Here is an 18522-nt window from a genome sequence, read left to right on the forward strand (position 1 = left end):
ATAGAATCATTTGCCCGTCAAGAGCGTGCGCGCTTGGCGGGCTGTTGTTTACCATCATCATTAAAATCATATTTATTCAATTGATTTATTGAACTGCGGAGAAAACCCATACTCTTCATTTCCTTTTGGCATAAAATAAGATGTGCATAAATCCTCTTTTTGATGACCTCCTCATTTGGAGGTCTTTTTTATCTATAAAAGCTGATGCTGAGTTTGCATGTGCAATAACGCATCCAATAACTGTTAGTTCTTTCATTAAAATATCCACGACACCCAGTATGACAAAATAACTAATGTGAAAATGACTGTGATGGGGATGACGAGAGAGGTGACCTTCAAATATTGTCCCCAGCTTATTTTCACTCCGCCTTTCCTAACGATATGAATCCACATTAATGTTGCAAGTGTACCGATTGGCAATAGAAGTGCTCCTATATCACTACCAATTACACTCGCCAAATATGCGATTTTTAAGGTTAGGGGATCAAGTCCCATATCCATTATCGATAAGGTTCCGACCATTAAAGCAGGGTGATTGTTAAATAAATTGGAGAGAATGCTTAAAAGAATTCCCATAAAAACACTTGCGTTTAGCAAGCTGCTTGATATTAGAGGCTGGAGCAGCTCGACAAGCCACTTTGTTAGTCCTATGTTATTTAACCCATAGATGATGACATACATGCTAAAAGCAAAGATGAGAATATACCAAGGTGTCTTCTTTATCATATCGGCTGGTGAAATCTTTAAATAGATCCAGCGCCATGCCAGCAAAAGGGAAGAACCAATTACAGCCATGAATGAGATTGGGAAGTGAAAATAAGAGGCTGCAAACAAGCTGATCCGTACAAAAAAAACGAACAAGAGAATGTTTCGCATAAATTTGTTGCGGTTATCGTTTTGGACGACTTCTTTTAAAGGATGGCTGCCGGGAATGAAATTCCATTGCTTAACATCCGGGAGCTTTTTGGGGAGAATGCGGTAAAAGGTAAGAAAGAGAAGGGTGGTTAGAAGGACAAGACCTAATGATGCTGGAATAAACATCATCGCGGTGTGCATGTATAGATCCATATGAACGATTTTTAACGCGATCAAATTTACGATATTACTTACGCCGATAGGGGCGCTTGCGGCAGTCGCAATTAAAGCGCCAGATAACAGATAAGGAATTTTTTGGTCATTTTTAAGCCCCATGTTTTTAAGCAAAAGCAATAAAATAGGTGTTGTAATTAATATGCTTCCGTCATTATTAACGAAGAGTGTCATGAGAAAACAAAATAGATTGGTTAACCAAAACAGACGAATGCCTGATCCTTTTGCTTTTCTCGTAAGAAGCTCTGCAGCCCAATAAAAGAAGCCAAAGCTTTCTAATACAATTGCCATAACAATGGTTGCCATAATGGTAATTGCTGCTCCACTTATTGTTCCTGTAATTTGCCCGAGGTCTGCTAGAGAAACACTGCCGCTGAGAAGAACAAAGAAAGCGCCAACTGTTGCCGGAATCGCCTCGTTTACATGGGGACGCCAAAATATGAAACCAATCGTCAAAAAGAAGGAACAGAGTGTCATGATAATCATTAAATCGTGCATGCTTAAACCTCTTTTCGTGGATAGAAGTTCTCTCTCTAGGTAGTTTTTCGTTTATATGCGCTTACTTCCGTCCCAGTTGCTTGGCTAGCGAATAGGCACAACCTCCTCTATCGATGTATTTAATAGTATTGATATAATGTATGTATACGTACAAGACATATCATTCGTACTGGTCAATATCCCTATTCCTATTAAAATGCGCGAGTATCAATTGAAGATATTTGTCTCGTAGTGATAGTTAACTACAATGGATAGTTGACTATTTCCTAACGGATCCTACATCTAATACAGTACAAAAAGGGCAGACTGCTTTATTTTGCAGTGCTGCCCTTTTTTTCGATGATGTGTCATTCACTTCGTATCATGCAGTGGCTGAAAATTCGCGTTTCTGCTCCTTATTTTTAACCGTCATATTGATCAAAGCCTCCGCTTGCATTATTGTTTTTCCGGTTTCAGACGAAGAGGTTTGCCGATTTGCCCCGTTTTCCTGATGACCATATTCGAGGTAACCTCAATTTTTGCACGGCCAAATGTTGGCTTCCAATTTTTTTGCATCGTTTTCCAGCGTTGCGGGTATTTCCGATGTACGATTTGGCCGAATCCGAAAACATCAGCATTTAACTTTTGCGCTTTTTGGACGGCTTTTAACGCTTCCTGCTCCACGTCTTTGTTTAATGCTTTTTGCATAAGCAAAATATTTTCGGACTTGGCAAGATCCAGATCCGTATTGTTCTCGAGAATATTCCCGTTGCCAGATAAGCGAATTTTGATTACGGCGTTTTCCCCATTAAGTTCAACTGTGACATCGCTTTTCAATTGCCTCGAGTCGACGGCCATGTTGCCGTTTTCTTCTGGCACGTCAGGCGTCAAAGAGAGATCCTTTATATTCCCCATAATCCAATGCCGCATTGCGTTAGTTTTTGCGTCCAAATACCCGATTAATTTCAATTGATCATCAAATGCTGCGATCCCGGCAAATTGGATGGTTGATTCGTTAGCATTATTTTTTTTATTTTCCAGTTCTACCTTTTTCATTACTTGAAGCACCGGCAGTACCGGGGTACTTCCTTCTGATGATGCGGCTATCAAAAAATCCCGCAACGCGGTTTCGGCTCCTGCGACAAGATGGGAATGAATCTTGAAAATGCCTAGAACAGGTATCCTCTCAAATGGATATTGCTGTTTAAGTATTTCGTTGGCGGTTCCACCTTTTACAATAAATATATCGGTACGCAGGCGAACGATGATATAACGCGAATATTCGTCGACAACTTTAGCTATCCCATGTTTAGCCAGGTCTTCACCAATCAAGATCGATCTCCGATGTCCCGCAAACAAAGAGCGAGATAGCCTTAAATCCATATCGTCAGCGGCAGATCTAATGTTTTTTCCCTTTCCTACCGAAGTGACAAATGAACTTCCTTTGCCAGCCCCGCCTTGCTCTGCATTAAATTGAGAGGTAGTCGCTTGCTGAGCGGTAGCATGGTAACTGCCTTCCTTGTAGTCCATTCCCCATCCCAATAGAATCGCTCGGTCGTTAAGCTCCTTGCGATCCCAACAGCCGGTTAGTGAGATCATAGCAAGGCAGAGGAGTAGCTTGGTGCATCCCATGACTTTTCTCAAACGGGTCAACCTCCTTCTTTTGCTGTTTTTTTGCGGAACAAGCTCACCACAAGCAGAAGAACAGGAATGGCGATTGCAGTAATAGGAAAATCAAAGGGGATTCGGTACATTGCCGGATAATCAATGGACGATTGATCGACATTTTTGAAAGAGACCGCAATAACAAAGCCGACCGCAACGACGAACCATATTACCGCTCTCCAATTTTTAATGCCCAGCCATTGCGCCGTACCGTAGCTCGCTGCGAAAACATACAATGCCAATTTAATAAACACACTGAAAAACCAGATGATTACAACGTAAGCGTCAATATTTTGAATAAACTCCATGGTGGAAATAAAGCCAGTCATTACAAAAAATGGATACCGCATTCCGGCAGCCAATTGAGCAAATGAAATGACAACAGCTATCGTAATGATCCATATCATCATAAAAGCGACGATTGAACCACGTAGTGCCTTTGACATAGAAGCAGCTGGTTTGGTCATAAACGCAATCAACATGGTCAGAATAGTGGACTCGGCAAAAAAACTCATCGGAGGCAGTGATCCCTTCAAAATATCAACAGGCTTGCTATCAACCATGACAGGGAGCAGCTTGTGCCAGTCCATGTATTTAATGGAAAGAACAAAAATGATTAACACGGTTACGATCAGGAGAGGCCCTATGACCTCTGCACATCTCGCTATGGTTTCGACACCTCTTGTGATCGTAACGTATACGAGCAGGATTACGATCATTAAGATCAAGACCCAAAAGGGAGTCCTGTCAAACAACATCAAATGCAGGAAATCGGAGCATTGCCGTAAAATAGCGCCTAAAATGGAATACCATTTGATCAAGTAAGGAACAACAATCAAGCTCCCTAACCATTTTCCGAGAATGGAGCGGCTAAATTCGATAAGCGTCATATTCGGATAGCGCATGCACAGCTTGACGATTATCCAGGTTAAGAATAATGAGCCTAATCCTGCGACCAAAACGGAGATCCAAGCATCTTGATGAGCATGAATGATAGTTGGTGTGATGCTTAGCAGCAGGCACATGCCTGTCTGCATCGTAAAGATCATCCAAAAAAGCTGGTTTCCAGATAGACTCATATTTTTCACAATTATTCCTTCTCTCCTGTAGTGAGATGCATCATTCGTTGTCTTGAGCAGGCTTCGTATTTGGCATCGGACTTGGCGAAAGGCGTTTTTTGTTTTTTCCAGTGAACGCAGGACGTTTAAACATAGCCCAGCGAGGCGCGCGAACGAGTACATCCTTCAAGTCACCATTATACCGAGGAGCAACTGGAGAGAAATACGGTACGCCGTAAGAATTTAAGTTGACAAGATGAATCAATACAAAGAGTATTCCGAAAGCAATGCCGAAAAACCCCATCATTCCCGATAAAATTAGAAGCGGAAAACGGAGCAGACGGAATGAAGTTCCAAAGTTATAGCGCGGAATTGTAAATGAAGCAATACCGGTAGCGGCTACAACGATTACCATGGGAGCGGAGACGATGCCTGCTTGTACAGCCGCCTGCCCAATGACTAGCGCGCCAACTATGCTGACAGCTGAGCCGGCTGCTCTTGGCAGCCTAACCCCTGCCTCGCGCAAGGCTTCAAACGTGAATTCCATAATAAACGCCTCTATTACAGCAGGGAATGGGCTTGGCTCCCTAGCTACGGCGATGCTGAGCAGTAGATTTGTCGGCATCAACTGCGGATGGTAGGAAATGATCGCTACATAAGTTGAAGGCAATAACAGCGAGATTAATAAAAGGACATAGCGGATCCAGCGAATGGCCGTCGAATAGAAAAACCGCTCATAGTAATCGTCAGCCGATTGCAGCGATACCCAGAACGTCATTGGAACGATAAGCGTAAAAGGAGAACCATCCTCCATAATAGCAACTTTACCTTCCAGCAGGGCGGCCGCTGTCACATCGGGCCGTTCTGTATTTTGTACCTGCGGGAAAGGGGAGAAAGGGGCATCCTCAATAAACTCTTCAATGTATCCGGATCCAAGCATGGCATCAATTTTAATTTTGCCGAGCCTTTCCCGCACCTCATCAACGATGGATTTCTGGGCAATCCCTTCAATATAAGCGATGGTGACAATCGTCTGGGAAAGCTCTCCGATAATGGTGGATTCTAATTTCAAGCGAGGCGTTTGAATTCTTCTACGGACTAGGCTTGTGTTAACCCGCAGCGACTCTGTGAATCCCTCCCTTGGCCCTCGGAGAGTGACTTCTGAGCTTGGCTCTTGTATAGCGCGCTTCTCGGAGCTTGCTAAATCAGCAAGCAATGCGGTTGCTTCACCGTCAATCAGAATGGCGACATTGCCCTTTAGTATGGCTTTGATGATCTCGGATGTTGATGCTGAGGTTTTGGTTGAAGCAATTGCGGCCGCTTCCTTCTTAATTTCCTCAGCTAAATCTCCTTGCAGCTTATCTTGGAATAAATGCGGTTTTTGAATGATGCTATCAAGAGTCTTAACGTCAATAAGACCCTCGACAAAAATGATCAAAAGCTTCATCTGTTCATTGATCTGAATAGGCCGTAGCTGGATATCGGAGCAATTGCGAAATACATCTCTAAAGAGCGTCTCATTCTCAACCATATTTTGACTTATATGCTCAGCAGGGCTATCAAAATCTAAAGTTGTGGCAGACGGAGGGATTATTTTCTTTTGTTTATTCTTAAATAAACGAATAATGGTAATCTTCCTTCTCTCCAAAGAAATGTATTAGTTTTCCTTGGTATTATTGATTTATAACGTCTAATTTATGCAAAATGCTTTGACGCCACTGTCAGGATTTGTACGCCGCGAAAATAATCATTCCTTACCTTTTGAATTGCTCGGACGATCGATAATCCCGCGGCGACTGACCGGTTTGTTTATGAAAAAGCCGTGAAAAGTAATGGACGGAGCTGAAATGATATTTGTCAGAAATCTCAGTAATACTGAGACTCGTATGAAGCAAATCCTCCATCGCGCGGCCAATCCGATATCGATTCATAAATTGGATGGGTGAATACCCGGTCGTTTTTTTGAAAAGCTCAAAAAAATGTCCACGGCTCATATTTAGATCCTCGTAATAATATGCAGGGGGATGGTTAATTCCGCCCAATAGATTTTGTTCCATTTGATCAAGCACCCGTCCGATTCTTGGGTCGGGAATATGGGATTCCTTCAGCATGACGTTTAAGAAATAATCGATAAAGGTTTGAAAATTTCTCTGGGTCGCCAAGCTCCTCATAAAGGTTTTCTCGTTAGTAAATTCCCCAGATTTGTAGAAGCTTTGAAAGTGATCGATCCAAGGTCGGATGGCGTCCACATGAATGATCTCCGGGATCGAGTAAGGAAATGCAGGTCCTACGAGCGAGTGTTGAAGCTGGCTCGGTTGATAGCAGATCGGTGCTGCCCAATCCGATATCGATTGTCTCTCCACGTAACGCCAATCGAAATAACAGCATATATGTACCATTGGCTGGTGCTTGTCCGCGAGCCATTCATGCTGCTGCCCGGCAGGGATATGGACGAGGGTCCCAGGGCCAGTCTCATATGATCGTCCGTTCGTTTTCAGTTTGCCGAAGCCCTCGCTAATTAAATAGATCGAGCTTGAATAACAGATCCGAAGAAAGCTGGACTGTTCTTTGGCAAAAGGGTAGCGGGTCGCGTAATAAACGTAAGGGTGGAATCCGGAAAAGGGCATGCTCGTATCCTCCGTTAGTCATATGTGAAAATCATCCGTCGATTGTGCAAATAAATGACGGCATGCTAAATACTTCTATTGGCTTATCACATACAGTAAATACTGTAGTTATAAGATTAAATAGGGAGTGTTATAAATGCAACATCATTTGAAATTGCTGACTGATGAACAAATTATTCAATTCATAACGCAAGGCTATTTAGTTTTAAACAATGAGCTGCCAGACGAGCTTCACCAGAAGGTAATGAGGCAGATTCATGAAGTGCTGCATGAAGAGGGCAATCCCGGAAATAACATTTTGCCGAGAGTGCCGGATATTCAGAAGTTTTTTGATACACCGGTTGTGAAGGGTGCGTTAACGGGCATTCTTGGACCGGATTATTATTTGCACCCTCACCGCCATTGTCATTATAATCAGCCTTCCAATCAGAACCCAGGCGGAGGGGAATGGCATAAGGATGGATATTGGAGCGCGCTGCGAAGCCATCGCCCATGGTGGGCGATGATCTTTTATTATACGCAGGATGTCACCGAGGAGCTTGGTCCAACAGCGATTATGCCAGGCTCTCAATATAATGAATCATATACTGGCGACGAACACCCTTATTTGCTGCCAACCGGACCGGCGGGTACGATGGTGCTTGTGCACTTTGATCTATGGCATAAAGCATCCCTTAATACGTCCAATAGGGACCGTTATATGCTGAAGTTCCAATTTGCGAGATTAAAGGCGCCGACGGCTCCAAGCTGGAACAACCAAATGGAGTGCTTCCAGATTCCAGAGGGAGAGGCTGAGTCTCGCCTGCCTTTATGGCAAAGCATTTGGGATTGGATGAGGGGCGAACCGGGAATCTCTGATGCGAATATTTCCATGGATATTGAGCAATTGGCAAGCTTAGCACAATCTCAAACAGAGAATATCGCGATAGACTCGGCTTATACACTAGCAACTGCAGGCGATGCAGGCATTCAAAAATTACATGATGTCATTAGCACGGGCACGTACGAAGCAGCCAAGCGCGCCGCCTATGCCATCGTCGCTGCAGGCGAGAATGCAATAAGCGGATTAATTGACCTTCTTGAGCATGCTGATGGGGAGAGACGAACGCTAGCCTGCTTTGCTCTAGGAATGAATGGCGCTCCTAAAAATGAAATACTTCTTGGACTTATTCAATCGTTAACGGACAAGAATGAATCTGTCCGTCGCCATGCTGCAGAAGCTTTGGGGATGATCGCTGAGCCTCCAAAGCATGTTGTTGCCGCGCTGGCACAAATGCTTGAGGAGGCGGTGGCAAAAGAGCGGGAAGTTAGGGATGAGCAGCTAAGCCAAGGGTATGGTCAGAGCTACATCAAAAATAAGCTCGGCTACGCGGCAGCATTGTCCTTACTGCGAATCGGCAAATACGGGGATGCAGACGAGGTAATTTCCGCGCTTAGCAAAGCGCTGGACAGCACCGACAGATATGTGAGGGCGTATGCCTTCGAAGCGTTAACGCACCTGAGAACCAATGAGGCAGTGGACGTGTTGCTGCGTTATTACCGATCAGCCAGGTGGTGCCCCGATACGAACAAAGCTAGTGCATTTTGAGGGTTCATCATGACGAAAAATGCGGAGTGATCAAGCGCATCCTATCGGCATAAAGAAACAGGCTCCCTTCGCGGCAGCCTGTTTTTTTATCTTTTTAAAGGCATACAAAGGTCGTAGCGCTATTATACTTTTTAAGGGCAAAGCGTCTGTTGAGGGGGACGTAAATGAACAAAAGCTAACCGCTTAAATAATATTTGGTTAATTTGTAAAGCTGATTTCTTCCTTTTTCGATCTCATCGTTTGTGTTTCATTTGTAAAAATATTGTATATTATCCTTTTGTCGAAAGAAGCAGGAATTTGCCTTTGAGACACGAATAATATGTATACTCGTATTTTTTGAATTTTTTATGATAAAGACCGCAACTTTTCGTTCCCCGGCCGGTACAATGTAGTATGGCGGTTCGGGAATAATCCGCAGGTGGAGGAGGTTCGCCTGTCATGACTGATTCCCAATTAATACGTGAGATAAAGGATGGCAATGTCGAGCTGTACTCCGAGCTTATGCGGCGCTATCAACGTAAAATATTAGCTTTTATATATCATATGCTGAAGAGTGCGAAGCTGGAGCTGCTGGCTGAGGATTTGTGCTCCGAAACCTTTTATAAAGCCTATCGCAGTCTCCATTCGTTTCGTGAGCTGGATGCTTCTTTTTCGACATGGCTATATACGATAGCCCGAAATACGGTGCTCAGCGAGCTTCGCAAGCAAAAATCGGCTCATGTATCGCTCGATGAATCCGGATTCGAGCCTGTTGCCGCGCTTGATGCGGTGCCGGAGCAGCATGTTTTGCGGAATGAACGAATGGCAATGGTACGCGAAGCGATAAACAATCTGCCAGAGAAACAACGCTCAGCACTTATTCTTCGGGAATATGACCAGCTGGACTATCAAGAAATCGCTAATATTTTGGGGCAAACGGTCAGTTCCGTTAAATCACTGCTTTTCCGAGCGAGAGCAAGCGTGAAGACGCAGCTGGAGCCGTATTTCGGACAAACGCCGATGATGGAAGAATTCGAAGGGATGAATACGAGATGAATTGCAACGATGCGCAAGACAAATTCGGCGAATATTGGGATTTATCTGAGCATGATGAGGACCGGGTAGCGATAGAAACTCATCTGCAGCAATGCACGGAATGTGCGGAACAGTTCCGCCTTTGGGAAGAGAGCGAGGATATGATCCGCTTCCTTTCCGAGGAGGAGGATACATTAGGTCCGACCGAGCATGTAAATCGCAGTGTAATGGATCGCATTTATGCGGAGGAATCCTGGTTGATGCCAGTAGCGCACAAAAGCTATCATTTCTCCAAATCATTCCGCCGAAATCTTGCGTTAATCATTGCAGCCTGCATGGCTATGTTTGCGAGTGCTTTTTTTGTATTCATCTTTGATAATCAGGCGGGAACCTCTCAAGCGGAAGTTGCTGAGCTAAGCGGATTGATGGATACGGCAAACGCATCCGGCGACGGGGTAGTTACCGCTGGTTTTTATGCAGAGGTTCCGGTTGCCAGCATCAGTGATCCATTTGTTCTAAAGGTCATGCCTGCCTTTCCGCAATATTACGTGGCACTGTCATTGCTCGGCATCATTATGACGCTGCTTATTTTAAATTGGCTGTCTAGAACGCGAAGCTAATGCTGCTTTTTCGTAAAGCTCCTTCGGGAGCTTTTTGTTGTATACATAATGAAAAGGAGCTGGATATAGACTTGTTGATCGGATTAGTACGCCATGGCAAGACGGATTGGAATGCTGAAGGGAAAATTCAAGGACAGACCGATATACCGCTTAATAAAGAGGGCATAGCGCAAGCGAACGCATTAGCTGAGCGGATAAGCGGTGAAGCAAGAATTTGGGATGCCATCGTTTCCAGCGATCTAAAGCGCGCCTATGCGACTGCACAGATCATTGCGGAGAAGCTGGATTTGCCTCTGCTGGAGAGTGATCCTCGTTTGAGGGAGCGTTACTTTGGTGAGGTTGAAGGAACGAAGGAGCAGGAGCGCCATGCCCGTTGGGGCAAAGGGTGGCGTGATGCAGCAGAAGGCGTTGAGCCGGATGCTGCTGTTAGAGCCCGCGGCATAAGCGCGCTTAAACAGTGGCAGGTTGAGCATCCTGACCGTAATTTGCTCGTTGTATCTCACGGCAGCTTCCTTGCGCAATTGCTGGCAGAGCTTTGCACTGAGCTTGGGGATCAGCATTTATCCAACCTTTCTTACTCGATTTTGGAGCATAGGGATGAGAAATGGCATCCGCAGCTCTACAACTGCACATTACATTTAAATCCATAAACGGATCGTCAAAGAGTTTCGTCTTCATCACTATGAAGGCGAGACTCTTTTTTTTATTCAAACTCCAGGCAAGCTAGGTTATAAAAAAATAGATATTTTCCCATAATGATATTAATTGACGCTTATCCATTACACAGTACGCTTACGAATCAGGCCACTAGCAGCAAAAAAAGCGGCTTTTGCAGAAAGGAGAGAGCTATGAATTTATCGGATATGCTAGGTTATGCAGACATTCAACAGCTTAGCAGGATTGCTGATGTTTACCGTTGCGAGTGCAACGGAAATTCCAAAAACGATTTGATACAGTCCATTCTCTCTACCGTAAGTCGGAATGATGTCTTTGAAGCGCAAATAAGCAGCATGAAGCTGGAGGATTTACGCTTCCTGAACTCTTTGCTGTTCGAAGCGCGAAATTCCTTTAGTCTGGAGGACTTGATCGCTCGAGTTCAGCAAAGCAGATTTGGGGAAGAAGCTGTTAAACCGGAGCCAGAGCCTCCCAAAAAATCAAAACGAGCAAAAAAACAGGCAGAGGCAGTCGATAAACCGCTTAGCCCAAGGGAAATGATTGCAAAGTTTAAGCACCAAGGCTGGTTGTTTAACGGATTTAGCGGTCCGAGCAGGTATTTGTTTCAGGTACCCATCGATATGAAAGCTAGGTTTCGCAATACGTTAGCGAAGCGATTCGCTGCAAGCCTGCAATATGCCGACGAGCCGCCTGTGTACCGCGATGAGCAGATGCTGCTTCAAGAAGACATTACACAATTGCTTCATTACATACGGCAAAATGAAGTTCAGCTGACGGCAGATGGCTCGATGTACAAAAGGTTTACGATGCAGCTGCTTGATCAGTTCGGCGTTCAGGAGGAGCTACCGGCCAAAGGAGCTTGGCGCTTTGGCTATGGCAGACATTTCAACCAGTATCCGAATCGATTGTCGTTCATCTACGATTATTGCTATTACGCTAAGTATATTAGCGAGAATCAATCGATACTGACGGTCACCGGTGCTGGAGAGGAACGCATATTAAACAAGCCTTCTGGCGAAGGAGAGCAAATCTATCGGTTTTGGCTGAAACTATATAAGGGACCGATTACGCATCTGCTTTCACTCGTGCATTGGATCCACGCACTAGCAGACGAATGGGTGACCGTGGAATCGCTGCGAAGCGTGCTCGTTCCGTTCATTAAGCCTTACTATTATGACGATGCAAATACGATCCTAGAGCAGCGCGTGATGACGATGATGGTTCATCTAGGTCTGCTGCGGCTTGGCGAGCATCCTGTCTATGGGGCAGTTGTAAAAATGACGAAAGCGGGCAGAGCCATCGTATCTGGCGTCAGCATAGAGGAGTCTGGACCTATTACGCTCCGATGACTTTTTTATCCGCTCTTGGTGTACACTCAAATATAAGCTAGAGTTAACGATAAAGCTTGGCGTTCTATTTATATTTGAAGGATCAGAGGAGCGGATAAAAAGATGTTGATTCCTTACAAAGGCATAATGCCAAACATTCATGATGATGTGTACATAGCAGAAGGCGCCAAAATCATTGGCGATGTTACGATTGGGGAGAAAAGCACCGTTTGGTTTAATGCGGTGCTGCGGGGAGATCTCGCTCCCATAAAGATTGGTCACAGCTGCAACATACAAGATAGTGTCGTCGGTCACTTAAATACTAATCAGCCTTTAATACTAGATAATGAGGTATCTATCGGACACGCCGCTATTATACACGGCTGCACGATAGGCAAAGGCACATTAATTGGAATGGGGGCAATCGTACTTAACGGCGCAGACATTGGTGAATATGCTTTAATAGGAGCCGGTTCGATTGTTACAGAGAATAAAAAAATACCACCCTATACTCTATCTATCGGTTCACCCGCCAAAGTCGTAAGAGAATTGACAGAGGACGATCTACAGCGCATGAGAAAGACGATGGAGAGCTACGTGACAAAGGGAATAGAATATAGGATCTCTTAACGCCGGTTTGGAGGTGTATCCTATGGACAAAATGAAAGTAGCGTATGAAGCGATGCTAGGTTTGGCCGCAGAATTTGTGCTGGACGATGCGGTATTGAAATTTCAAACCAATCAAATCTATACGGCAATAGACAAAGCACTGGCCGCAGGTGACGAGGATACGTTTTACCGTCTTGCGAAACAGTTGAATGCTCTCAAAAAATAGCGTTAATCGTCTTAGACTAATCTATGGCGATGCCACGCAAAAAGCTTTCCAGCCGAAGTGGACGCATGCGTTCGCTTCAGATGCCGGAAAGCTTTTTTTTCTGAATATAGCAATTGGCAATCAAAAGAAATAAAGTTAACATAGAAGCAGTCGTGTTGATGAATGCTGTCATTATGTTAAGGAGTGAGTGTAAAAGGATGAAGTTTAGTGAAATAGCGAAGGAGCAATGGGAGGAGCTTAGTCCCTATTTGGACACCTGTCTGCTGCCAGTAACCGGGATGGTTGACCCAATGAAGCCTTACGAGGCGACTGAGCAGCTTGAGCGGCTAAGGGATTTACTCGATTTAATTGAAATACCGTTTAAAGGACGAGTAGTTACTTATCCTGCGTGGCATTACATTCAAGATAGCGAAAACTTTGCAGCTCATATCGAGCAGTGGTGCGCTTCTGTGAAGCAGGCTGGCTTCCGCTACGTCATCGTTGTTTCGTTAAATAAGGAGTTCGGCATCGATTGTCCGTCTGTTGATTTAGTCTTCCAGCCGACAGAGGATGGCCAATTGCCGCTTCAAGCGGATGTATCGAATCGCATTCGCGCATTATGGAGCGGACAAGCTACATGAACTTCTTGAATTTGCCGTATAATATGATCAAAATTTGGGGAAAACAAATGCCAGACAAGGTCAAATGTGACAAAATGATAACAAATTATTGAACGGTAAATTGATAAACGTTCAAATATGAAGCCATATTCTTGACGCTCCCAAGCACCTAGGCTATTATAAGTTATGTCCTAGTTCGTCATGTGTTTTTGCCCTGCGGCAAGACGCGAGATATGGTTGGCAAAGGGGGTTAGAACAGAAGATGAGTAACCATGAACAACACGAGACCGCGCATCGACCGGTTCAGCGCAAAGAAATGTCCCGGCGTCAATTTTTGTCATATACGCTCGGCGGCACAACTGCATTTATGATGGGTGGCGCGGTATTGCCAATGGTTCGTTTTGCAGTGGACCCACTCCTTGTAAAAAAGGGTGAGGGCACTTACGTAAAAGTTGTGGAAGAGAGCAAAATTACGAACGAACCGCAAGAATTTAAATTTAAAATTCATCAGATCGATGGTTGGTACGTAAGTGATCCTGAGCTTGCAGCTTGGATTTCAAAGGATGCTAATGGTAAAATTTTTGCACTTTCTCCAGTTTGTAAGCACTTGGGCTGTACAATTGGCTGGAACACGAAGGGGCAAAATGAATACGATTGTCCTTGTCACGATGCGCGCTACACGAAAGACGGGAAAAACATTACGGTTGCACCAAATCCATTGGATGAATACGAAGTGAAGATTGAAGACGGATTCGTTTACCTGGGTCCAGTAATGCCGAATACAAGAACGTAAGGAGGGCGTATTGCAGATGTTTAAAAGTGTATACAACTGGATCGACGAACGTCTTGACATTACGCCGCTATGGAGAGATGTAGCTGACCATGAAGTGCCTGAGCACGTCAACCCGGCGCATCATTTCTCTGCGTTCGTTTATTGTTTCGGTGGCTTGACGTTTTTCATCACAGTTATTCAAATTTTGTCCGGCATGTTTTTGACGATGTACTATGTTCCGGACATCATTAACGCTTATGCGAGCGTTGATTACTTGCAGCATAAGGTTGCATTCGGACAAATCGTTCGAGGCATGCACCACTTTGGGGCAAGCTTAGTTATTGTTATGATGTTCCTACATACCCTTCGAGTGTTTTTTACCGGTTCTTACAAGGCACCGCGCGAAATGAACTGGGTTGTCGGAATGCTGATCTTCTTCATCATGTTAGGCCTAGGGTTCACAGGCTACCTGCTACCTTGGGATAACAAAGCTTACTACGCAACAAAAGTTGGTGTCCAAATTGCTGAATCCGTACCGGTAATCGGACCATATCTCGCTTCCTTCCTATACGGGGGCGATATCGTAGGCGCGCAAACGCTGACTCGTTTCTTCGCGATCCATGTATTCTTCTTGCCTGGCGCGTTGATTGCCATGTTGGCAGCGCACTTTATCATGATTCGGAAACAAGGTATTTCGGGACCACTTTAAGCGAAGGGAGGCTTACTTATGGCACATGGTCATAATTCGAATGAGAAGGTTGTCTTTGTAGGCGACTCGCGTGTTAAGAAAAGCAACCATCCGAACATTCCTCCGGACTATACATCGTTCCCAGGTAAATCGGAAGCATTTATTCCGAACTTCCTGCTTAAGGAATGGATGGTTGGCTGCGTTGTGTTGGTCGGCTTTCTAGTATGGGTTATCGCTGAGCCGGCACCGCTTGGCTATCCAGCAGATCCAACGAATGCGGCTTTCATACCGATGCCGGACTGGTATTTCTTGTTCTTGTATCAATTTTTGAAATACCCATACGTATCGCAAGATTACATCTTGCTTGGTACAGTAGGTGTACCGGCTGTTATGTTCGGCGCATTGCTGCTTGCACCGTTTTTGGACACAGGCAAGGAGCGCCGCTTCTACCGTCGTCCAATTGCATCCTCATTAATGGGGCTAACGCTAATCGCATGCGTGTACTTGACAGTTGTTTCTTGGGACCACTACCAGCACCAGCTGGAAATCAACGGTCAAGTGCCAGAGCATCATGAACGTGAAGAGAAGGCTCGTGAAGCTGCGGAAGCAGGTAAAGAGCGTCCGAACTACACGAAGCCAGCAGTCGAAGCTTCCCTTGTTGATGCGAATGATCCAGCAATGGATATCGCTAAGCAAGCGCAATGCGTTAGCTGTCACGCAGCTGACCTGAAAGGTCAAGGCTCAGTGCCAAGCCTGGTTGGCGTAGGCGACAGATTGACGAAGGAAGAGCTCGTTGAAGTAGTGACAAACGGCCGTAACGGCATGCCACCATTTGCTGAAACGTTGTCTGCCGAAGAAATCGACCAGCTCACGACTTGGCTATCCAAACAAAAAGCGGCTGCTGAATAAACCGTTTATGAAAAACCTGATCGTATTACACGGTCAGGTTTTTTTCTCGAATTGATCATTCTAGCTTATGTCGAAGGAGTAGTGGTTCATCATGCTCACTTATTTCTGGAGCCGCGAATTTTTGCTTAGCCGGCCTTTTTTATGGCTGCTTTTTCTTGTCAATTTGGGCGGCACGATTTACGGGTACATATGGTACGAAGCTCAATTAATCGATACGCTGGAAAGCCATCCGCTATGGCAAATCATATTTGTTCCCGATTCCCCGACGGCAAGCTTGTTTTTCACGATTGCTCTCCTCTATTTATTGTTTCCGCCTCAAAAGTCCTATGGTCTTGTAAGGATCGGCCGCAGTATTATAGAAGCATTGGCTGTCGTATGCTCCGTCAAATACGGGATATGGGCCGTTTCCATGATTGTTGCAGGAGCATGGCAAGGCTCTGAGCTGCACTGGCAGCATTACATGCTCATTGCCTCCCATTTGGGAATGGCATTCGAGGCACTGCTCTTTTTCCGTTTTATGAAAGCGGGGGTTGCAGCTCTGATATTGGCAACTTGCTGGCTGCTTCTAAATGATACGGTGGACTACACGTTTGGAATATTCCCGTATCTTGCTGACGAATTAAATGATGATCTATCGGCTGTACGTGCTTTTACATATGGTTTATCCCTCTTTAGCTTTGTTGCGGCATTGCTTGTGTGGCGCTTTAGAAAGAAGGTATAACGCTCTACATCCCCTCATAGATTGATCTATGGGGGGATGTCCATGAAGATACGATTTATAGTTCCATTCGTCATATGTATCGTCATGACGATTGGTTATGCCGGTTCGGTATGGGGCAGCAGCGCATCGATTAGCCTGTATGCGCCTCTGTTATCGTCAAGTCCATACAAACAGCTACAGCGAATGGATGAAATAGCAAGCTCATTATATGAAGCAGCTTACACGAATAACCGTCAGACAAGCTTTCAATATGTTCAGCAGCTGAAGCGCATTGTTGAAGGGGAGCTCAAGCAAGCATCAGGGAATCAAGAAGGCTGGTCTGCTGTTGCGCAGGATGTGAACGCAATCGAGCAAACGCTTGTAAGCGGCGCTGGCAGCACAAGCTGGTTAATGGAAGCGGCTCGCATAAGATTGGCTGCAGATGCTCTTTTAAGACCTGAGCATGCCTTATGGCTGCAATACGAGCGTATTATGTTAGATGATATATCGCGAGTAGAGAAAGCGTGGAAACGCCAAACGAATGATGGCGCTATTGCGGCTCGCGCAACGTTGACAAGCTTGCAGGAGCATGCAAAGCGGATTGAACCTGCGTTGAGCATTCTTTATGGCAGCAAGCGGGAGGCAGAGCTGGCGGAACGAATTCAATATACAAATAAGCTGCTGGAAGCGAATATGCATAATATTACGAACGAAGCGATGATTGACCGCTCCTTGGCAGCGCTAAAGGAATCGCTCATTCGCTTGTTTGAACAGAGCGGGCGAGAGAATGCATTGCCGGCTGTTGCAGCAATCCCAACTTCCAATCCGCTAAGCTGGACGCTTTTCTTAGGCGCTCTTATCTCCGCCATTCTTACCTATTCAGGCTGGAGAAAGTATAAAGCGAATCCGTTTGGCGTTAAACCGATACCGAAGTAGGGCGGCTATTCTTCTTTAAAGCCTTCGCCAAGCACATCATGCACTTCATTAATCACGATAAAAGCTCTGGGGTCGATATTGCGAATAATCGTTTTCAGACGGTGAATTTCTTGCCGCTGGACGACGCAATAGACGACCTCTTTTTGTTGGCCGGAGAATGCGCCTTTTGCAGGAATAAGGGTGACGCCTCGATCCAGTTCTATCGTAATTTTTTGAGAAATCGCCTCTCCATGCTCAGATATGATGGAAAAAGCTTTGGCTGCATATGCGCCGTCTTGAATGAAGTCAATCAGCTTCGATGCGATAAACACGGTTACAAGCGTGTAAAGCACCTTCTCAATTGTAATATAAAACAAAGAAATGCCGATGATAACAGCATCAAATGACAATATAATCTGACCCATGCTCATTCCCTTTGAACGCGAAACGATCCTTGCGATGATGTCTACGCCGCCTGTAGTGCCGCCGAAACGGAATACGATTCCGAGGCCGATGCCTAGCGATACGCCTGCATAGAGGGCAACGAGCATGTAATCATTTGTACTGTGGAATGGGACGATCCACCTGCGGTTAATCAGCTGTTCCATGAGCGCGAGGAAGCAGGACAATGAGATGACCCCGATCAAAGTGTACATCATTTGGCCGCGTCCAAGCGCCTTCCAGCCAATAAAGAACAAGGGGATGTTGAGGACCAAGGTTGAGACGGAAAGAGGAAAGCCCGCCGCATAATTGAGCAGAACGGCAATGCCTGTTACACCGCCCTCCATTAATTGATTCGGGATTACAAAATAGTGCAATCCAAAAGCATAGATTGCTGTGCCGATCATTATGGGTATAATCATTCGCAATTGGTGTAACATTTTAGCCATCCCCGCTCACTTCCTCTTCCGTACAAATATGAATCCTTATCGATCACCATATGCAACTCTACACTGGCCAACA

At 45.2% G+C, this 18522-nt stretch carries 19 protein-coding genes; 13 read left to right on the forward strand and 6 right to left on the reverse strand.

The features are described from left to right. Positions 1–255: 255 nt before the first annotated feature. From HI950_RS02650 to HI950_RS02670, 5 genes are all read right to left on the reverse strand, one after another. A complete protein-coding gene (locus HI950_RS02650) occupies positions 256–1587 on the reverse strand; it encodes an ArsB/NhaD family transporter (RefSeq protein WP_169081717.1) in 1332 nt (443 codons plus the stop codon). Positions 1588–2022: 435 nt separating this feature from the next. Then, positions 2023–3210 carry a Ger(x)C family spore germination protein gene (locus HI950_RS02655; protein WP_169081716.1) on the reverse strand — a complete coding sequence of 396 codons (1188 nt, stop codon included), beginning with the start codon at positions 3208–3210 and terminating at the stop codon, positions 2023–2025. A 5-nt stretch (positions 3211–3215) separates the two neighbouring features. Further along, positions 3216–4310 carry a GerAB/ArcD/ProY family transporter gene (locus HI950_RS02660; protein ID WP_223285114.1) on the reverse strand — a complete coding sequence of 365 codons (1095 nt, stop codon included), beginning with the start codon at positions 4308–4310 and terminating at the stop codon, positions 3216–3218. Between the two features lie 40 nt (positions 4311–4350). Further along, positions 4351–5922, reverse strand: coding sequence for a spore germination protein (locus HI950_RS02665; RefSeq protein ID WP_411268066.1), 1572 nt, complete (start codon positions 5920–5922; stop codon positions 4351–4353). 121 nt (positions 5923–6043) lie between these two features. Then, positions 6044–6916, reverse strand: a complete 873-nt coding sequence (locus HI950_RS02670) for an AraC family transcriptional regulator (RefSeq protein ID WP_169081713.1) — start codon at positions 6914–6916, stop codon at positions 6044–6046. Between the two features lie 136 nt (positions 6917–7052). On the opposite strand from HI950_RS02670, the gene HI950_RS02675 reads away from it, so the two are divergent. The 13 genes from HI950_RS02675 (at position 7053) to HI950_RS02735 (ending at position 17580) form a co-directional block, all read left to right on the forward strand. Continuing rightward, positions 7053–8504 (forward strand): HEAT repeat domain-containing protein, encoded by a 1452-nt coding sequence (locus HI950_RS02675; RefSeq protein ID WP_169081712.1) that lies wholly within the window; start codon positions 7053–7055, stop codon positions 8502–8504. Between the two features lie 438 nt (positions 8505–8942). Beyond that, complete coding sequence (locus HI950_RS02680) at positions 8943–9539, forward strand: RNA polymerase sigma factor (protein WP_169081711.1); 597 nt, start codon at positions 8943–8945, stop codon at positions 9537–9539. After that, the gene (locus HI950_RS02685) at positions 9536–10138 is read left to right on the forward strand and encodes an anti-sigma factor family protein (RefSeq protein ID WP_169081710.1); all 603 of its coding nucleotides are present in this window, start codon (positions 9536–9538) and stop codon (positions 10136–10138) included. Before HI950_RS02680 ends, HI950_RS02685 begins: the two co-directional genes overlap by 4 nt. 71 nt (positions 10139–10209) lie before the next feature. Next, a complete protein-coding gene (locus HI950_RS02690; RefSeq protein WP_187768015.1) occupies positions 10210–10788 on the forward strand; it encodes a histidine phosphatase family protein in 579 nt (192 codons plus the stop codon). A 198-nt stretch (positions 10789–10986) separates the two neighbouring features. Beyond that, on the forward strand, positions 10987–12162 hold the full coding sequence (locus tag HI950_RS02695; RefSeq protein ID WP_169081709.1) for a hypothetical protein: 1176 nt from the start codon (positions 10987–10989) through the stop codon (positions 12160–12162). A 102-nt stretch (positions 12163–12264) separates the two neighbouring features. Further along, positions 12265–12771, forward strand: a complete 507-nt coding sequence (locus HI950_RS02700; protein ID WP_169081708.1) for a gamma carbonic anhydrase family protein — start codon at positions 12265–12267, stop codon at positions 12769–12771. 22 nt (positions 12772–12793) lie between these two features. Next, positions 12794–12976 (forward strand): IDEAL domain-containing protein, encoded by a 183-nt coding sequence (locus HI950_RS02705; RefSeq protein ID WP_169081707.1) that lies wholly within the window; start codon positions 12794–12796, stop codon positions 12974–12976. A gap of 197 nt (positions 12977–13173) precedes the next feature. After that, positions 13174–13596 carry a DUF2487 family protein gene (locus HI950_RS02710; RefSeq protein WP_169081706.1) on the forward strand — a complete coding sequence of 141 codons (423 nt, stop codon included), beginning with the start codon at positions 13174–13176 and terminating at the stop codon, positions 13594–13596. A gap of 241 nt (positions 13597–13837) precedes the next feature. Further along, positions 13838–14368, forward strand: a complete 531-nt coding sequence (locus HI950_RS02715) for a Rieske (2Fe-2S) protein (RefSeq protein WP_169081705.1) — start codon at positions 13838–13840, stop codon at positions 14366–14368. Positions 14369–14384: 16 nt separating this feature from the next. Further along, complete coding sequence (gene qcrB, locus HI950_RS02720; protein WP_053376377.1) at positions 14385–15056, forward strand: menaquinol-cytochrome c reductase cytochrome b subunit; 672 nt, start codon at positions 14385–14387, stop codon at positions 15054–15056. A gap of 18 nt (positions 15057–15074) precedes the next feature. Further along, entirely contained in the window at positions 15075–15944 is an 870-nt protein-coding gene (locus HI950_RS02725; RefSeq protein WP_169081704.1) for a menaquinol-cytochrome c reductase cytochrome b/c subunit, read from the forward strand. Between the two features lie 88 nt (positions 15945–16032). After that, positions 16033–16665, forward strand: coding sequence for a DUF1405 domain-containing protein (locus HI950_RS02730; RefSeq protein WP_169082222.1), 633 nt, complete (start codon positions 16033–16035; stop codon positions 16663–16665). Between the two features lie 42 nt (positions 16666–16707). Beyond that, entirely contained in the window at positions 16708–17580 is an 873-nt protein-coding gene (locus HI950_RS02735; protein WP_169081703.1) for a sporulation protein YpjB, read from the forward strand. Between the two features lie 5 nt (positions 17581–17585). Here the strand turns inward: HI950_RS02735 and HI950_RS02740 are convergent, their stop codons facing one another. Then, positions 17586–18449: a YitT family protein gene (locus HI950_RS02740; RefSeq protein WP_169081702.1), complete on the reverse strand. Its 864-nt coding sequence runs from the start codon at positions 18447–18449 to the stop codon at positions 17586–17588. Positions 18450–18522: the final 73 nt, after the last annotated feature.

The organism is Paenibacillus sp. PL91, assembly GCF_012935325.2.
Classification (GTDB): Bacteria; Bacillota; Bacilli; order Paenibacillales; family Paenibacillaceae; genus Pristimantibacillus.

Coding starts and splice junctions, on each gene's coding strand:
- HI950_RS02740 (WP_169081702.1), bottom strand. CDS start 18,449: ATGGCTAAAATGTTACACCAATTGCGAATGATTATACCCATAATGATC.
- HI950_RS02735 (WP_169081703.1), top strand. CDS start 16,708: ATGAAGATACGATTTATAGTTCCATTCGTCATATGTATCGTCATGACG.
- HI950_RS02675 (WP_169081712.1), top strand. CDS start 7,053: ATGCAACATCATTTGAAATTGCTGACTGATGAACAAATTATTCAATTC.
- HI950_RS02670 (WP_169081713.1), bottom strand. CDS start 6,916: ATGCCCTTTTCCGGATTCCACCCTTACGTTTATTACGCGACCCGCTAC.
- HI950_RS02680 (WP_169081711.1), top strand. CDS start 8,943: ATGACTGATTCCCAATTAATACGTGAGATAAAGGATGGCAATGTCGAG.
- HI950_RS02710 (WP_169081706.1), top strand. CDS start 13,174: ATGAAGTTTAGTGAAATAGCGAAGGAGCAATGGGAGGAGCTTAGTCCC.
- HI950_RS02660 (WP_223285114.1), bottom strand. CDS start 4,310: ATGAGTCTATCTGGAAACCAGCTTTTTTGGATGATCTTTACGATGCAG.
- HI950_RS02695 (WP_169081709.1), top strand. CDS start 10,987: ATGAATTTATCGGATATGCTAGGTTATGCAGACATTCAACAGCTTAGC.
- HI950_RS02725 (WP_169081704.1), top strand. CDS start 15,075: ATGGCACATGGTCATAATTCGAATGAGAAGGTTGTCTTTGTAGGCGAC.
- HI950_RS02650 (WP_169081717.1), bottom strand. CDS start 1,587: ATGCACGATTTAATGATTATCATGACACTCTGTTCCTTCTTTTTGACG.
- HI950_RS02705 (WP_169081707.1), top strand. CDS start 12,794: ATGGACAAAATGAAAGTAGCGTATGAAGCGATGCTAGGTTTGGCCGCA.
- HI950_RS02715 (WP_169081705.1), top strand. CDS start 13,838: ATGAGTAACCATGAACAACACGAGACCGCGCATCGACCGGTTCAGCGC.
- HI950_RS02685 (WP_169081710.1), top strand. CDS start 9,536: ATGAATTGCAACGATGCGCAAGACAAATTCGGCGAATATTGGGATTTA.
- qcrB (WP_053376377.1), top strand. CDS start 14,385: ATGTTTAAAAGTGTATACAACTGGATCGACGAACGTCTTGACATTACG.
- HI950_RS02700 (WP_169081708.1), top strand. CDS start 12,265: ATGTTGATTCCTTACAAAGGCATAATGCCAAACATTCATGATGATGTG.